General features: G+C 62.2%; 6 protein-coding genes. 1 reads left to right on the top strand and 5 read right to left on the bottom strand.

The features are described 5' to 3' along the window. Nucleotides 1–53: 53 nt before the first annotated feature. Genes BLU75_RS10185 through BLU75_RS10170 form a run of 4 tightly spaced genes read right to left on the bottom strand, consistent with a single transcriptional unit; the run spans nucleotide 54 to nucleotide 16105 of the window. Nucleotides 54–10466 carry a hypothetical protein gene (locus tag BLU75_RS10185; RefSeq protein ID WP_084376701.1) on the bottom strand — a complete coding sequence of 3471 codons (10413 nt, stop codon included), beginning with the start codon at nucleotides 10464–10466 and terminating at the stop codon, nucleotides 54–56. Between the two features lie 16 nt (nucleotides 10467–10482). Continuing rightward, nucleotides 10483–11841: a hypothetical protein gene (locus BLU75_RS10180; RefSeq protein ID WP_084376702.1), complete on the bottom strand. Its 1359-nt coding sequence runs from the start codon at nucleotides 11839–11841 to the stop codon at nucleotides 10483–10485. Further along, complete coding sequence (locus tag BLU75_RS10175; RefSeq protein ID WP_084376703.1) at nucleotides 11838–15416, bottom strand: hypothetical protein; 3579 nt, start codon at nucleotides 15414–15416, stop codon at nucleotides 11838–11840. Before BLU75_RS10175 ends, BLU75_RS10180 begins: the two co-directional genes overlap by 4 nt. A gap of 2 nt (nucleotides 15417–15418) precedes the next feature. Next, a complete protein-coding gene (locus BLU75_RS10170) occupies nucleotides 15419–16105 on the bottom strand; it encodes a hypothetical protein (RefSeq protein WP_084376704.1) in 687 nt (228 codons plus the stop codon). On the opposite strand from BLU75_RS10170, the gene BLU75_RS10165 reads away from it, so the two are divergent. Then, the gene (locus BLU75_RS10165) at nucleotides 16104–16334 is read left to right on the top strand and encodes a hypothetical protein (protein ID WP_084376705.1); all 231 of its coding nucleotides are present in this window, start codon (nucleotides 16104–16106) and stop codon (nucleotides 16332–16334) included. The genes BLU75_RS10170 and BLU75_RS10165 overlap by 2 nt on opposite strands. A gap of 124 nt (nucleotides 16335–16458) precedes the next feature. Here BLU75_RS10165 and BLU75_RS10160 read toward each other — a convergent pair whose 3' ends face one another. Then, nucleotides 16459–16794, bottom strand: a complete 336-nt coding sequence (locus BLU75_RS10160; protein WP_084376706.1) for a hypothetical protein — start codon at nucleotides 16792–16794, stop codon at nucleotides 16459–16461. Nucleotides 16795–17438 lie beyond the last annotated feature (644 nt).

The following is a 17438-nucleotide window of genomic DNA, read 5'->3' as shown; positions in this document are numbered from 1 at the left end:
TGTTTGAGTTAAGGCTTGTCAATGTCATCAACCGTGCGCGGTGCATTTTCGTCTCATAGACCTCCTTGTCCCGGGGGAACCTTGCTGGCCGATACCCAAAGATTTTCGATGCTCAGCAACGGCGGCTGGTTGTCCGAGGCCAGTGCACCTTGTGCCAATTGGGTCGGGTCGTCGGCGCTGAACGCGCGCAGAGTCAGGTCGATCCGGGCGTTGCCTTGGACCGTGACTTGCTCGGCCTGGCGCCAGCGATCGATGGCCTGGCTGAACGAGTTGGTGAAGGCGGGCGGGCTGTTCAGCGAAGTGGCCACCGGCAACATCAGCGCCGCCGGCAGCACGGTGCGCGCGACGACCCCCTGGCCGGCGATGTCGTAGCTGTAGCGCCCCTCCATGCCCACCTGCACCGTGGTGCCGTTGCTGCCCGAACCCAGGGCTGCAAAAAACACCTCCAGGTAATCGTCGAGGCTGGCATTCGCCACGGGCAGGGTGTCCAGGGAGAAACTGCCCTGGGTGATGTGGGGGCTGATGCTGTCGACAAAGCGCACGATCGGGGTGCAGAAGCGGAACAGCGGGTTTGTCTGCAGGGTGCCGATGTCCGCGGCAGGGAACAGGATGCGGTTGCGCTCCACCGACAGCGAAGCCCAGGCGTCCTGATGGTCGAACACATTGAGGGCCGGCAGGCTGGTGCGGCGCTCGTTGACCAGCAGCGCTTGCTCGTAATCGAGCCATTTGACCGGCAGGACGCCCTTGAGCTGATAGCGGTAGGCGATCAACCCGGGGTTGTCCGGATCGACGACGCTCACCGCCTCGTATTGCGCCGGATCTATTTCCACCCGTGGGGCCGGCAGGCTGACCTCGCCCAATTGCGCCAGGGTGGCGCTGATTTGGCCGGTGCCTGGATCGTAGATGGCCGCCACATCGTTGATGGTCACGTCCAGCAGCAGGGTCTCGGCCACTTCTTGCCCATCGATCGTCACCGGTGCGAGTACCTGGCTGAAGGCACAGGTCAAGGCCTGGGGATGCACAAACGCGGTTTTGCTCAGGATCGGACTGGCCCACGCATGGTAGGCATCGGTGACCTCCTGGACGATGTATACGAAGGCTTCCACTGCATGCTGAGCCTCAGCGATTTGCAGCTCGGCTGGCTGGCCGACATCGATCCCGGTGAGGCTCTGTTGCATGGCCACTTCAATGCTCGGGTAAACGGTGACGAACTGGGCCAATGCGGTGACCAGGCGTTTTCCGGTACTGCGCAACGCGCCGTTGAGCGTTGGAGTGTTCAGGGCTATGGCGACGTTGAGGCTGTCCTGGGCGGTACCGCGAAACAGCGATTCGAAAGCGTAGGTCCACTTGCTCAGGTCCGAGGCACTTTGTGGCGGCTGTGCCCAGGCTGTGGCTGTCTGGCCCTGGATCGTCGGCGGTTCAGGCAAGGCCCGCAGCAGTACCGGCAGGTTCATGGTCTGCCCCCCGGCCAAGGGGATTCGCAACGGCCCGGAGATCAGGGAAATCCAGTTCGATTGGGTGTAGCCGCTGATCCCTGGGACGCCGCGCATATCGTGTTCCAGGTGACTGATCTGCAACTCCAGCTCCAGCGGCACATAGCTCCTTGCTGCCTCGTTGCGGGAATTGAACACAAACGCCAGGGCGCTTTCGCCGGGCGATGCCTGCAAGCCGATGCGGCCGCTGCCAAAGGCGTAGTTGTCGTTCCCGGTGCCCGGCGTGGACTGACTGGAGCCTGAAGCGGTCGGTTGGCCGTACAACGACAACGTTTGGTCGGTTGCGCCGCCTTGCACGGAAAAGCCGACGATGGCCGTGGTGCTATAGGCCGAGTACAACTGGTTGAGCAAGGTCTGGCGCAGTTTTTTACCCGCCGCGGCCCGGGTCGCTCCGTCTTGCGGACCTGCCGACAGCACCGGTTCTATGGTGGACGCGATATCGTCAGCCAGGGTCTGCTTGGCACTGAGGATCTTGCCGAGATTGCCGTCCTTGAGCGGGTCCTTGCTGCCAAGCAAGGTGTCGAGCAGGAACACCGAGGGGGCATAGGTCGGTGACAGGAAGCCGTCGATGGCCTTCAGGGCCGTCTCGAACCACAGGTTCTGGTCGACGCCGGTGAGGTTGAGTGTCGCCAGGTCATTGCCAGGGAACGGCTGGTCCGGCCGGTAGGTGGGGGAGATCTGCACGCTGTCCGAGGTCAGGCTGTTGGCGATCGGTCGGGCCGCGAAGTAGCCCGGGGCCGGATCGATGCGATAGCGAATGCCAACCGCGTCATCCTGCAGGGCGAAACGGGTGGCCCACAGGGTCTGGTTGCGTCCGTCCGGTGTGCTGCCGGGGTCTGCGGTGCCGCTGCCGAGCCTTGTCAACCAGGCGCCGGAGCGCTGGAACAGCGCCTCAAAGGCCGTGGCGAACAAGCTGTAGCCACTGGTGCTGGCCGTCAGTGGGTCGGGGACTGGCAGCAGAGTGCTGGTCACCGCCACACCGCCCTCCAGGCCGGCGACATCCGGCGCGACCAGGGTCGAGACCCGACGCAGGCTGAGGGTCAGACTCAAGGGCAGGATCGAACCGGGCGCGAGGCTGTCGATATCCACTGCAAGGCTCAGGCGCACCGTGGCCGGCGGTGTTGCACTGGCGCCCTGGACCACTTGCCCGAGGTACAGAATCACCCCGTTGATGTAGTCCAGCAACGGTTGCGACTGACTGTCGTCGAGCCGGCTCAGTGGCTGGGCGAACAGGCTGTTGACCAGCTCCACGCTGACGGCGCGGCCCTGGCACCAGGGCAGGTTCAAGCCCTGGTAGGACTGGTTCAACTGGTAGTAAATCAGGCTGAACATTTCCAGGTCCTTGCCGGCCTGGACTTTGATATCGCCGCCGCTGGCCGGGTCGTAGCTGGAGGTGTCCAGGCTCAGGCTGATGACCAGTTGCGCTCCACCGGTAGTGGCTTCATAGGTGTAGAAGCTGCGGGTATTGGGCCAGGCCGACAGGGCAATCAGGCGATCGTTGTAGCGTAACGGCAGCGGTGGATGGTTGAGGCTGCCACTGTAGCCGGCCGGCGGCTGCTGGAGGGGCGTCACGGTGATGTTGCCGAAGATGTCCAGCCAGGAGAGCTTGACCTGGGCGAAGCTACCCACGCCTCGATAGGGGTTGTCGGAGGCGGCCGGCAGGCCTGGGTTCGTGGGCTGCGGGGCGGCGTTGCTGGTGGCGCGCCGGGCCAGGCCAAGGGTTTGCTGATAGGTGTACTGGCTGTCGTCGGCCAGGGCATTGAGGGTCTCGCGTCGGCTCTGCGGGTTGCGCATGGCCTGGCGATGGATTTGCGCCTCGAGTTCATCCGACCCGCTGTCCGGCCGCTGCGGACCGAAGGGCAGGGCCAGGTCGCTGGCGCTGAACCAGGGCGAGCCGTCGATGCCGGCGGACAGCACCGAGTAAAGGTTGTACAGGTAGGCATTGGCATAGCCGTCCGGGTCCACGCTCGGTGAGTCCACCGGTGGCGGGTTGTCGCGCAGGACACTGAAGGCGGCATTGCCTTGGTTGAACACCGCTTGCAAATCGAAGGTCCGGGTATCGAGGGTCAATGTACTGCCGCTGACCAGCAGCCCGGGAACCCGCTCGGCGCCGACCGCCAGCGCATCGAGATCAAGATCGTAGTAGTCGGCCAGCGATTGCAGGCTGTTGCCCGGTGCAAGACTGCCGTCGACGAGATAGACCAGTGCCGGGATGAACAGCGCCACGGTGCTGGTGGCGCTGACGCCGGGGTTGAGGGCCGCGATCTGCGCGGCGGTGATCGGTTGCAATGCCCCCACCGAGTAGTAGCGGGCCAGGTTGTCGAGGATGGCTGCGGGTTGGCCATTGCCGGCGGTGGAGTCGGCCGGTGTCACCAGGTGAATGATGCCGTCGATCGGCACTTGTGCGTGGGGGGCCAGTGTCGCGCCCGGATTGAGTTCGGCAATGCGTCCGGAGCCGATACCATAGAACGTCGCCAGGCTTTCCAGGCTGTCAATGGTGCGGGTCGGCTGGCTGGGGTTGGTGGTGCTGGCCGAGCGCAATGTCGTGTGGCTGCCTTGCTGGATCACCGTATCGGTCGTGACAAAGGCGTTGATGAAGTTGCACAGGCGGCCTTGCAGGGCCTCCCTCGGGTAGGTCACCACCAGGGTCAGGGTCGCCGTGCCGCTGTCGTCGAAAATTCCATCGGGCAACCCGCTGCCGGCGATCACGTCGTAATAGCTCAGGTAGTAGCCGCCCGAACGGACGGTGGATAGTTCCCAGAGCAGCTTCACCACTTCCTGGGGGGGATTGAGGATGCCGCGCGGCCCGGCGTCGTCGTCCATGCGCGCGTCCATCAAATCGGGCGGCGGGTTGGTTTCGGTCGACAGGTTGGTCTGGGTCAGGAACGCGAGGAAGTCGCTCTGGGCCTGACTCAGCAGGTTGCTGGCCTTGGCGTTGCCTTGGGGCATCAGCAGGAACTGGCCGCTGATGATTGACGTACCCAACTCGTCGACTGCGCTCAACAGGCGTTCCAGCAACTGCGCATCGGTGGCCGAAGGGCCCAGTAGTTGGTAGGTATAGGACAAGCTGCTACCACTGCTGGCGATGACGCCGGGCTCGGCCTGGGGCAGCCGCTTGATGGTGAAGTCGACCCGGGTCGCGTAGCTGTAGGAGGCTATTTCGCGGTGGGTGGTTTCCAGGGTCGCGGGGTCGGTTGAAACTTCGCAAGGGGTGAAGGCCGGCAGGTAGGGCAGTTGCTGCGAGAGATCGGGCAGTTGCGGGGCGAGACTGCCCACCCGCTGATTGATCAGGCGGACCAGGCCATCCGGCAGGGACCAGAGCATGGGTTGTACGCTGGGGGCTTCTTCAGTCGAGGCACGCAGCCCCGGCTGGCAAAGGTCACGCAACTGCTGGAGGTCGGCGGTCGACCACAGCGAAACGCTTTTCACCGCATAGTCTTTCGGGTTGCGGGCCACCGTCGGCAGCAGGCTGATGCTCGGTGCCGGCTGGAACTTGCCTTGTTGTGCGTAGGCCAGCACCACGGACAGGTTGCTGTAGGCCTGGTTCAGGTTCATCGAACCGCTGCTGCCGCCGGCGATCTGCACGAAGGACAAGTCGACGCCATGACTGGTGGCCGCCCGGCTCAAGCTGATGGGGAAGTCGGTGCCGGGCGCCTGGTCGGTTGGCGTGGGGAACTGCTGGCCGGTCAGTTGATAGAGGCCATAGGCGCTCTGGTTGTTTGGGTAGAGGAATTGCGCACTCAGGCTCAGGCCGTCCATGCCCGCCGGGTTCGACGGCAGGCGCAGGCCATAGGCCAGGAAGCGCGAAAGCATACCTGCCAATTGGGCCAGTTGATCGGTGCCCACGACCACGCTCCATAGGTCCTCGGTAAAGAGGCTATTGAGGGCTGTCAGGGTGATCTGCGGCGTGGCGAATAACGGCTCGACACTGAAGTTGCCGGACAGCGGGTCGCTGAACAGCGCCATGGCACTCACGCCAAAGCGCACACCGCTGCTGTTCAGGCTGTCGCCGGCGGCGGTCTGGTACGCCAGGGGCGGCAGCAGCAACGGTTGGCCGGGCAACAGCAGGCCGGCCATGTCGTAGAGCGCGCTGTCCTGGGCCAGTACTGGCAGGTCGACACCCAAGGCCCTGGCCAGGCTGTTGAAGGTTTCCCCTGGGCCTGTGGTGTATTGGTGAATGTCGTTGCCCACCAACAGGCTGATGAGTTGATTGGCAGCGATCACCGTCGAGTTGCCATTGGCCAGGATCAATCCCGGCGCGGTGGTCGTCCAACGTGCCGGTACGGCGCTGTCGGACCACGCCCGTGCGACGGTGACCAGGGTGTCGCTGCTTTGCAGGGTATAGGCGGGCAGCGGGATGTCCAGGGTCAACCCAACGGTCAAGGCGACCTCGGCGTTGGGCCGGACAATATCGTCCAGGGTCAGGCTGTTGCCACGAGCGTCATTGGTCCATTGCAGGATCTGCTCGATGGAGTTGCCGTGGGCGGTGGCATAGGCATAGTCGTCAAAGGCATTGAGGGCGACCTGCAACAGCTGTCGGCCGATGACCATGAAGGCATCGGTAAAAATCACGGCGGCCATGGATTCGTTGTCATCGCCTGCGGCCCGCAGTGGCGGCGCGCGATTGTCGTCCTTGGCCGTGACTACGGCCGCCAGTTCCTTGAACAACTGCGCGACGTTGCTGCGGTAGGTGCTGTTGGTGCCCACGTACTGGAGAAAATCCAGGGTTGCACTGCCGGCGTTCGCCAGGGGAACATCCAGGGACAGGCCGTCGAAGACCGGGAACAGCACCGAGCCGGCTTCCAGCACTTGCTTGATCTGTGCCTGGTTGGTGGCGTCGGGCAACGTGATGCTGACGTCGAAGGACGACAGGAACGTCAACAACTCGCTGATGCCGAACGGCGGGTTGGCCAAGTCGGCGAGGCGTTCGATATCCACTTCCAGCAGCGCCTTGTCCACCAAGGTGCCGAGGATGTCGGCCAGGGAGTCCTGGTCGCTGCTGGCTGAACCCAGGGTGCCGATCAGCCACGGCAGGTAATCGGCGCACAGGCGCTCGAAACTGCTGGTGTTATCCGCCTGCCGTGTCTGTTGAGTCGGGGACGGTGCGTCCATGGTCAACAGGAACACGAAAGCACCTTGCTGGCCGCTGTAGCTGGTCACGCCCTCGTTGCACATCACGGTGAATTGCGGTGTTGCGTACAGGTTCAATACCGGCTTGGTTGCACTGCGCGGCACCGACATTGCCTTGGGCACGGCGGCCCGGCGTTGGCTGGCGAGTTGCAGGTGCCGGGCCTGGCGAGCCAGCAACTGGGTTGGCTCGGCCCAGGGTGCCGGGCCGCTGTTGAGGGCATTGATCTCGAAGCGTGCCGAGACGTCGGCATGGAATGAAAAACTGATGCTGAAACTGAACAGCCCCAGGTCGATCTTGACCTTGACGCTGACTTCCACTGTGGCTCGGGCGGCAATGGGAATGGGCTTGTAGCTTTCGTAGGTCAGGGAGAGCGACAAGGTGATGCGCACATTGACCGCCGCCGAGATAATGGCGAAATCGATGCTGCCGTAGAGCAGGCCGATGACCCCGACCGTGCCCTGGATCTTGAAGTAGTAGTCGTCCTGGACGCTGCTGTTGGCCGTGACCAGCGCGGTGGCCGGGCGATAGGCGTGGAAGGCGGCGATGGTGCCTTCCAGGATGCCGAACACCGTCAGGGCGAAGCCGGCCTTGAGCGGCCCCTTGACGAAGTTGTAGCCCAGCCCGAGTTGCAGGCCCAGGCCGAAGACGATTACCGGGTCGAAGGTGCCCTGAGTGGTCTTCGGTACCTGGGTCGCGGTGACCGACGACAGCTTGCCCAGATAGAAACCACCGGCGCCCAGCACGGGTACTCCGTAGACGATCGCGGAAATCGAGAACGAGCGAGTGAAGTCGAGGTTGTAGGGGAAGCCGATGTCGATGAAGAAGTCGCCGTTGGTGTAGATCTTGACGCCGATCTCCGGCAGCACGATCGACACCGCGCCGAAATTCAGGTTGCGGATGCTGTCGGGAAAGGTCCATTCGATCTGGTACACGCCCACATCATCGGTGATTTTCTTGTAGAGGATGTCGAGTACCAAATTGCCCAGCGCCTTGGCTTTCTCCCCGGCCAGGGCAAGACGCAGGCCGTAGAGGTTGGGGTCGTTGAACACCAGCATCAGATCGACGGTCCAGTCCTTGCCGGTCTTGAGCAGCAACAGTTGTCCGGCGATCAGCCAGTCGCTGTTGCGGTTGTAGTACGGCGTGCCCTTGGTACCGCTGTCGCCAGGGTTCAGCGGGTTGCTGGAACCGGTTGTCGAAGGCACCTTCTTCAAGGCGTCGATCACCGCTTTGGTGTTGGCGAAGCTGTCGTAGCCACTGATGGCCACACGTTGGCCGAGCACCAGCAACGGCAGGCTGAAGTAGTCCGTGCCCTGACCCGGAACCGAAGGCAGCTTGTCCACGGGGTGGCCCTTCTGCGGATCCAGCAGGTTGCTCCAGTCCTGTTGTTCCTGGGGATTGTTGCCTTTGAACACTGAGGAACCGTCGATGCCCAGGGTGATTTTGTCGACGCCATCGACCTTCTTGCGTTCGAACACCAGGCCGTCGATGCTCATGAAACCCAGGTCGATCTTGCTCGCCAGGGTGTATTTGGCGGCGATGGTCGGCGTGCTGCCGTTGCTGGTTTCCAGGCTGATGATCAGCGACAGGCCGTCGAGGGAAATCTGGTTGAGCGCGTCCCAGGGTGAGTCGAGAGTGAAGTAGGGGTCGCCCAGGGACTGCATGAGCTTCTGGATCAGACGCCCCAGGCTCCAGTTTTTCAACGTGAAGGTCAGGGTCTTCTTGTCGACCTGGTAAATCGCCGTCAGGCCTTCCCAGGACAGGCTCAACTGGGCGTTGCTGCCCTGATTGTCGGGGGCGAAGCTGTAGCCCAGCAGCACGCTGTCGTTGAGGAAACTGAAATCCCATAGCGTGGTGGCGCTGCCACTGTATTGCTGTTGGGCGGGTTTGCTGGCGTCATAGCTCAGACTCAGGGTGGCCAGGGTGTCGACGCTGAAGGCCTGGCCCAGGTTGAAGGTCCAGCGCAGGCTACCGGCGACGGTGTAGCGGTCGATCGGGGTGGCGCCGGTGGCGAGACTGGCGTCGACCTCAAGGGTGTTGACCAGCAGGGTGCCGGGCAGGAAATCCGGGAATGTGAAGGCGCCACCGAAGCTGAGGAATTGGCTGACCAGTTGCTGCACATCCACCGGTTGCGCCAGTCGTGCGGCCACTTTCCAGGTGGCTGGAGTCTGGGTGCCGTCATAGTCGACGTTGGCGTTGGCGAAGTACGGCCCGATGCCAACCAGTCCGCCGATGCCCGCCTGGTAAGTGGTGACCGGAGGGGTATTGGCGACACCGCTGGCGCTGGTGGGGGTGGTGGCCTTGATATAGAGCTGGCCGTCGGTGACCGAGAGTATGGGTTGGCCGCCGAGCGTGAATAGGTTCAGGTCCAGCTCGAAGCCGGCATTGAAGGCGTAGCTCTTGGCGCCGACGTCAAGGCTCAGGCCGACATCGGACAGCGAGGCATCGACAAAACCCTTGGGAATGCGGATCAAGTCCAGGGTGAGCATGGCAATCATGTCGTTGAGATTGGCTGTGCCGTCGAAGCGTGCGAGCAACTGGAGGTCGGAGTTGAACTGGACGAAGAACAGGCCATTTTCTGCGGCGGTCTTGCCTTTGAACACCTCGGGTAGCAACAGGAACTGAGTCTGGAACAAAAAGCTCTGGGTACTGCCCTTGGGCAGAAAGTTGATGCCCCACACCAGTTCGAAATCGGTGATGCCGAAAACCAGCTTGTTGGTCGGGTCCTGCAAGGGAACCCAAGGGTGCTCGACATTGATCACCGTCGGGTCGGCGCCCAGGGTCACACTGGCACTGCTCAGGGCCAGGCTGGGGCTGGTGACGCCGCTGAGGCTGAGGCTACGCAGGCCGATCCCTGACAGGAACTGCTGCAGTACCGGTGGCGTTCCGGTGAAAAAGCTGCCGTTGTTGTCCAGCAGGCCGATGATCGTGGCCGGCGTCAGCAGGGCGCTGCCGTCGTCGCTGTGACCGAGGTAGAAATTGAAAGCGCTGCCGTTGTTGATCTGGGCCAAGGCACGCATCTGGTAGTCGACGGATTGACCTTGTTGGTCAGTCAGGCTCAGGTCCAGGCCAAAATACAGGCTGACTTGCTGATCGTAGAAGGCCTCCGCCGGGTCGTCGCCATCCTGTAGCTCCGGTGGGCCGATGATCAACCCGAAAACCGGCGCGTCGACACTCAGGTACAACAGTTTCAAGGCGCTGTCCGGGCCGAGGAAAGGCGCCCGCAGGGTGGTGGTCGGCATGAAGATGTCGACCCCGTCGACCTTGGCGAAATCCATGCTGCCGGTAAAGGGCAGGGCGAGGGTCGGAAACCCCAGGTTTTGCACCACCGCGACGGCGTTGCTGAGCTGGGTGGGTGGCGTCAGGTTGGCGGCAAAGCCCTGGCAGGCGCCCAGGCTGTCATTGAAGGTGAACACCGCGTTGCTGATCCCGGCCCACTTGAAGGGGATCCCGGTAGCAAAAGTCGACAGATCGGACCAGGTCCAACTGGCCGGCGTGGTGACGATCTCCAGGCTCAGGCTCTGCGCGCCGACGCTGCCCCGCAGGCCGAAGGTCAGCACCAGCCCCTGCTTGACGTCCTGTTGCAGAAAACGCGCACTGACTCCGGTGACCTTGAACGTTTGGCTGGCAGGGTTCAGCGGTTGCACGCTTTGCGCTGTCAGGCTTATCGACAACCCGGCGACAGTCGACTGGAAGGCCGCCTTGAGGTCGCTGTCCAGGCGGGCGGAAACGCTGACGCTGGCGTCCGCCAGGCCTGCGATCAGGTAGTCACGGGTGAGGAGAATCGGCGCGCCAGCATCGCGAGTCAGTGCCGCGGCGAGATTGCTCAGTGGGTTGTTGGCCATCTGTCTTCTCCTTGATTCAGACCGTCACGAACAGAGCCAGGTGATCGCTGGTAGAGCGGATGTGCCCCATGTTTCTCCAACCACGGAAACGTTGTCGGTCGCCCGCGACAAATGCCTGTGCCGGTGACGGCGGCCAGCCAAGCGGTGGGGCCTGGAAATCGCTGGCGATCGCCACCACGCCCATGGGCGCCCCGCCAGGCGTGGGGTTGACCACATTCAATGGCATGCCGACTACGGTGTTGGCGATGGTGAAGTTCCCGGCAGCACCGCCGCGCACCAGGATGTTGTCGATCGAATACAGGTTGCTGCTGTTTGAAGAGCCGATGTAGCGGTAGCCCGGATAAGGCACGCCCCCCACGTTGGTCGACCAGAAGATCGTCGAGTTCTTGCTCTTCAGGTGGGTGGCGAAATAGCCCATGTAGGCATCCAGGGCCGGAGGCGGGGCCGCGGCCGGTGGTTGCAGTTGCAGGGCATAGCCCAGGCCGGTGAGCGGGGCGTAGCGCAGTGGATCATTGCCGTTCTGGCTTAGCAGGTTGACATTGAAATCACCGGTGATGACCCGGGTTTCCAGCGCGCCCAGGGCGGCACTGATGTCGCGCACGTTAGCCAGGCCGTTGAGGTAGGCATTGGCCGCCACATACTGCGGCGGCGAATGGATGGCGAACAGCGTGAGGTTACGCTGCACCACCACGGGCGGACCGTCGACAGTTTCACAGAACGTCACCATGTAGGGCTGGCGCAGGCCGCCATAATTGATTGGTGCACCGAGGTTGTCGACGAAATCGACTCGCGCCGCGCACTGGCTCTCAATCGGGTTGCCGGGGTTCAGGGCGGTAGGGGGAATAGCGCGACCGGCGACGGTAAAACAGCTATTGGTCTGCAGCAGCGGGTAGTTGCCGGCGGCGGGCGCGGGCAATACGGTCGGGTTGAAACTGATGCCATTGCCCGCCGGTGACCAGGCGTTGGGACCGGTGAACAGGCGTCTGCCGGCCGCCACGCCACCGCCCGCCGGGATCACCGGTTTGTAGAACACCGCGACGCCCTCGGCTCGCCCGGCCTGGCCAACCACCAACGGCGGTACCAGGTTCCAGGCAAGGCCGGTCAGGTTGCGAATGCGCAATAGCAGTTCGACACAGCCTTGCCAGCCGCCGGTGGGAGAAATCAGCGAGCCTGGACCGTTGCTCGGGCCGCTGGCGGTCTCCACCACCACGAAGATGTCCGGGTTGAAGGCGGTGATGTGGGCGAGGATCAGCGCCAGTCGATCGGCCGCGCTCAGGTCGGGAATGGGCGCTCCGGCGCGGTTCCGTTTGGTGGTCAGGGGACGAATCTTGTTATAGCCGAAGCTCTCGATGTTCCAGTACAGGACGCGAGTCATGAGGCGATCTCCGATGGCCCGGTCAGTGCCGGATGCGTGGACGTGTCCGACGCCAGGGCCAGCAGGCGCTCGGTTTCGCTGTCCGGATCTTTGACGTAGGCGGCATACCAGCCCAGGCTGCCGGAGGACTGAGGGTCGCCAAACAGGAAAAACTGCAGGGTCGCACCCGGTGGCAACTTGGCGATGCCGAGAATCTTGATACCTATATCGGTCAGTTGCAGGTTGAAGAATTTCGCTTCGGGATCGGGCTGCCCGGGGATGGTCTGGTAGAGCAGTTTGATCGGTCCGGTGGAGACCTTGATGATCCCCTGCAGGGAGAACACGCTGGCGGATGGCGCCGCGCCGGGCAGGCTCAAGCCAACGAAGAGCATTGGGTTGGCATCGGTGCTTTTGCTGCCGGGCGACCAGGCGACCAGCAGGTCGGACTCGAAACCGGTGCCCGAGACCAGGGCGCCGGGCGATCCCATGGTGACCTTGTAGACAATGCCCGACCAGGCTCCGGACATGGCTTTGAGCGCCAGGTTCTGCGGCAGGACCGGAAGAAAACCATAGTCCGCGGGTTTTTTCTGTTCTGGCGCCTGGATGAACTGCTTGAGCTGCAGGGTAAAACCCTTGTACAGGCTTTTTCCGCGAACCTGGCTGGTGACCGGATCGAATCCCAGGTTGTCGGGGTTGAAGTTGAAGCCCACCGCATTCGGCGTGGCGCTGGGAAAGCTCATGCCGATTTGTAGGTTGGTATAAGCCAGGCCCTGGTTGCTCGGGCTGCCGTCGTCGCTACCAAACGACAACAGGTCGAATGACCCGGCGGAGGTCTTGAGCAGGGCGAAATCCAGCTTGCCCCACAGCAGAAAACGACTGGCGGTGGTAACGCCGCCATCCGGGCTGCCCAGGGTGTTGAACTGGATGCGATTGACCGATGCGGCGGGTAGCACGTTGCTGTCCAGGTTGAACAGGTAGCTCTGGCTTTGCTCGAACACATAGGTGGTGGTGTCGTTTTGTTGCAGGGCACTGCCGTCGAGCACCATGGCATTCACGGCGCTGGGTTGGTCGGCGCGCAACGTGGCCTGGATCGGTGAACCGAACAGGCGGTCCAGGCTCAACTGGATACGACTGTTGAAGGTCACCAGCCTGGACTGGCGAAACAATGCCTGGAGCTGGAGAACGCTGAAGGCATAACCTTCGGCCGTGGGCAGGGCGATCGGCATGTCGGCATCTGCGCCGTTGGTCTGGGCCTGTTCATAAGCCGGGTTCTGGTAGTCGATCAGTCCGAACAGGTTGGAAATGCCCTGGATATCCAGGGTGTCGTCCTGATGACTGATGCGACTGACGCTGGCACCGAAGTGGTGGGCGAGAAAGCGACTGTAATCGATGCCGGCGGCGATCCCGGCCAGTTGCTCGGGGAGACTGTCCAAGGGCAGGTCGGCGTTGAGCACCATGAAGCCATTCCAGTCGGGATCGTTGACCTGGGCGACGAAGTCCGCATAGAGGCTGTCGGGTGTGGCGGCGGCCTTGAGCTCGGCGGCGCCGATGAAGTCTTGCAGCCATTGGGACAGGCCGGTGTAGGCCAGGGTTTCCAGGCTCGGCACCAAGTCTGCGGTTTTCGAAAATGTCTCGGGCATGGTCCAGCGGTTGGGGTTGTCGATGCGGTCCTTCAGGCTGCCGCTGCAATACTTCATGATCAGTACGTTGCGATAGCTGGTGGTTTGCACACCGACACCGATATTGGCGATGAAGCGCCAATCGGCGATCTCCATCTGGTTGCTGAACGTCGCGCTCTGGGTGAAAAACGGTTGCCGGTTAACGCCGACGAGGAACAGTTGATTGGTTTGCAGGGCCTCGTGTAACTCGTTGGTGGGCTGCTCGAAGGCAAAATCCAGCAAACTCTCGGCAGATTTAGAGCGTGCCAAGAGTACTTTTCGGTAGCCGACACCGTCCGGATCGAGGTCCACCAGTAAGCCTTGCGGTGTCGTCGCCCGATCAGGTTTTTCCGTCGTGGCAGTCAGGGCCCGTTGCAGGCGTTTGAGCCGTACGGCCTGTTTGCCCGGCAGGGTGGCGGCGCTGATCAGGCTCTTGCGCGAGGCGGCGAGAATTTCGCTTTCGAATTGGGTCAGGTTGACGCTCGTGGTACTGGTCATGCCGGCATAAGGCACCAGGGGGAAGGCGAAGCCGGGGTCCTGTGGGAGCGGTGTACGGGGAGCGGTCGGCGTCAGCAGCACAGTGTCGCCATCGGTCGCGGCCTGGCCATAAAGCGGGCTACCGTCGGGCTGAGCGCTGTAGGCCGGGGTAGAGGCACCGGCAATCAGGTTGCTCCAGGAGGTCCGGTAGTGGTCGGTCAGCAGGGCCGTGACCGCGCCACTGGTGGGCGAGACCAGGCTGCTGGTCTGGAACGGAAAGACCGATGCATACGCCGATTGCGCGGCGAACAGGCGCATGCGGTCATTGTCGGTGGGGCTGACCGCGGGATTGTAGTTGGTGAAGCTCAGCCACTCGGTACCGAAGATGCCACACAACAGATTTTGCCCGGCGGTGGCTGCGGGCACGGTCGGCAGACTCAAGCCATAGTCGCCGCTCAGGGTCAGGCTGTAGCTAGCACCGTCGTCGCAGAACACCAGGCTGGCCGCGTGAGGCAGGGGCCAACCGTTGGCGTCGAGGCCATTGAGCGGGACCAGACTGATAGGGTTGCCGGCGGTGCTGCGCCATTGACTGGGCAGCAAGGTGCTGCCGGAAGCGGCGAAGGTCAGGCCGGTGCGGATCAGCCCGGCGGCCAGTTGTGGCGCACTGATGTTTTGGTTCAGCGGGTCCAGCGGGTCGAGGACACCGCCCATGTTCAACTTGGCCGGCATGCCGACCGGGTTGAATACCGGGTAATTGAGCACGTTGTTACCGTTCCCGGTATTGACCACATAGGCGAAGCCGGTCTGGAAATACCGCAGCGCAGGCGCCGAACTGTAGGTCAAGGCATAGGCCAGGCTTCCGGCCTGGCTACCGTCCAGCGGTACATAGGCCAACGGCTGCTGCGCAGGCGTCAGTTGCAGACCGCTGTCGGCCTGCAGTTTGTCGTTGAAGCCCATGCTGATACCGATGTTGCCAGACTTCAGGCGCAACGCATTGAAGTCTGCGTCGTATTTGACGAAGGTGCCGAAGTTGAGGAAGAAAGTCAGGCGATCGCCGAGTTGCACGTTGAGGTTGTTCTGCACCTGGCAAGGTGTCTGCAGGCTGATGCGCAACCCATAGTCGTCGAAGCGCTTGGGCGCTGGCAGCCTGCTTCCAGGCAACCAGAGCAGCGCCCGACCGACGAAGTTTCGCTGTTCGACGGCAAACAGGAAGTCGTACAGCGCGGCGACGAACCCCGAAGGATCGCTGCGCAGGCTCACCGGCTCGCTGGGGGCGAACAGGTAATGGCCGGCATTTTTGTCGAACGCATCGGCAGGGCTCAGGCTGGCCGGCAAGCTGGCAGGCGGGGTGCCTTGGGGCATGACGTAGCCACGCCAGCCATAGCCACTGTCATCGGGCAGGGCATAGGCCGCGCTGTTGGCGATTTGTTGATAGTCGGATGGGGCGGCGCGGCTGGTCATGTCTATCCCCTGCAATTATCGGCACGGCCACGAATCCACGACCAGTCGGCGATGCTGCCGGCATAGTGGTTGGGCGGGTTATGGCCGGACTGGAAAGTGCCATCGAGGCTGAGCTGCCCTCGCTGTTCCTGGGTGGCGGGACGAAACGACAAGGCCCCGCCCTGGATACTCACCGGCCCGACGCTGGATTTGCGCAGGGTCACGGGGGTGGCGGTGGCCATGACGGTGTAGCGGTCGATCAGGTTCGTGGCGTAGTAGAAACTCACTTGGGCCGTCAACGCGTTGCTGCTGTCGGGTTTGTAGGGGTCGAGCAGTTCCACGGTCACTTGCAGGTCCGGCAGCAAGGGTTGGTGGTAGCGGGCGATCACGCTGGTGGTCGGGCTTTGCCAGCGGATCAGGTCGCCGCGGTAGACTTGCGTGCTGTCCTTGCTGCCGTCGTGTGTGCCCTCGATATTGAAGTCGGCGAGCACGTGCGATGTGTTCGGCGGGGCACAGAAAAATGCCCCCAGGCTGCCCCGTACCCGTTGGCCATCGCTGGCCAGGTCAAAGGTGGCAGTGGGTGTTTCGGCCGTCATGCTCAACCCGGTCAGGCCTGCGCTGCCCATGGACAGTTCTGCGTTCACCCGCGCCTCGCGGCTATCGACGATCAGCACGAACAACACCGGACCGACCTGGCGGCTGACGTTCATGCCGGGCAGCAGTATCGGCCCGGGCAGGCAGGGTGCCGGGATCGCCGCAGAGGAGGAAGAAGAGGGTGCAAGGTCGGCGCAACCCGATATCGAGGATGTACGCTCGGCGTTGGAAAAGGTATGCCTGTACCCGTCAGGCGAAGCCGTTGGCGCAGATCTGCCGGTAGCGAGTACCCACAGTATTGTTGCCAGAATCGCGCCCAGTGTTACCCAGAAAACCCGGGTATAAAGCATCCGATGCTTTGTCACGCGAGGGTACCGTCCATGTCCCGTACTGCGTTAAATGAAGCCGGCGTATGGTGTCCGCGTCCGCCGGCTTCAAGGATGGGTTCTGCTTACAGAGCCCGTGTGGATCAGGAAAGGCTGAATGTACCGATGTTGGTGCCGTTGAAAGGCGTCTCGGAACCGCTGTCGACGATGCTGCCAGTAAACAGGATGCTGAACGCCGAACCGACGTTTTGCAGCGTCACCTTGGCGCCAGCCCGCAGGATTACCGGTCCGGCAGAGGCGTCGGCAGAGAGCGTTTGCGTTGAGGCAGTGTTGTTGACCTGGGTAGCCCACAGCAGGTTGTTCTGGTAGCTGAACGTGATCTTGGTGGTCTCGTTGGGATCACCGTTGTAAGTGGTCACGGAGTTGCAGTTGATGGTCAGGGGGGTGGTGACGGTATTTACCGAAGTGAAGGCGGTCATTTTGAATATCCTTTTCGTGTGTTGGTCATGACTCAGGGAGCTGAATCCAGTGAGAGTCTAGGCGCGCTTCTTCGCCTGTAAAGGACGGTCTTGAACTTGATGAGGCGCATTTTTCGGTAAAATTTTGCGGCCGAAACAGGGCATTGTTGAGCTGCAAGTTTCTGTAATTAAACGGGTTTTTATTCGTAAATAAGATGAGGCACATTGCTTCTAATAGCGTTTTGTTATCACTCTTAGGTCGAAATAGTCATTCGATCAAGCCTTAGGACAGGCCTGTGCGAAAAAGCGGCATCGGCTGTGCAGGGGGAATGCAGATTGCTCAAACGATCGTCGATCAGGATGTTGTGGTATCCGCTGCGCGCCTCAACCTTGTAGACCTAGCGAAGCTACGCCACCAGAGCGGTCGGGGCCCAGATGTGTCTGCGATGCTGGGGGCAGTCCAGCTGTCGCGGCGGGTGTCCATTGGAGGGGCGGCGCTCGATCCAAACGCTGCTTTAGGTGTAGGCGCACATAGCAAAATTTCGGCGTGAGACGTTGATCTAGCAGGGATATATACGCACGTTAATCAACGTTCGAGGAAAACATTACGTTGTTGCCGATCATAAATAGAGCATGAGTTGAAGTCATACCTCTATGACTTTTAA

Origin of the sequence: Pseudomonas mucidolens, assembly GCF_900106045.1 — a bacterium.
Taxonomy (GTDB): domain Bacteria; phylum Pseudomonadota; class Gammaproteobacteria; order Pseudomonadales; family Pseudomonadaceae; genus Aquipseudomonas; species Aquipseudomonas mucidolens.
This window is presented reverse-complemented; position numbering and strand designations above follow the sequence as displayed.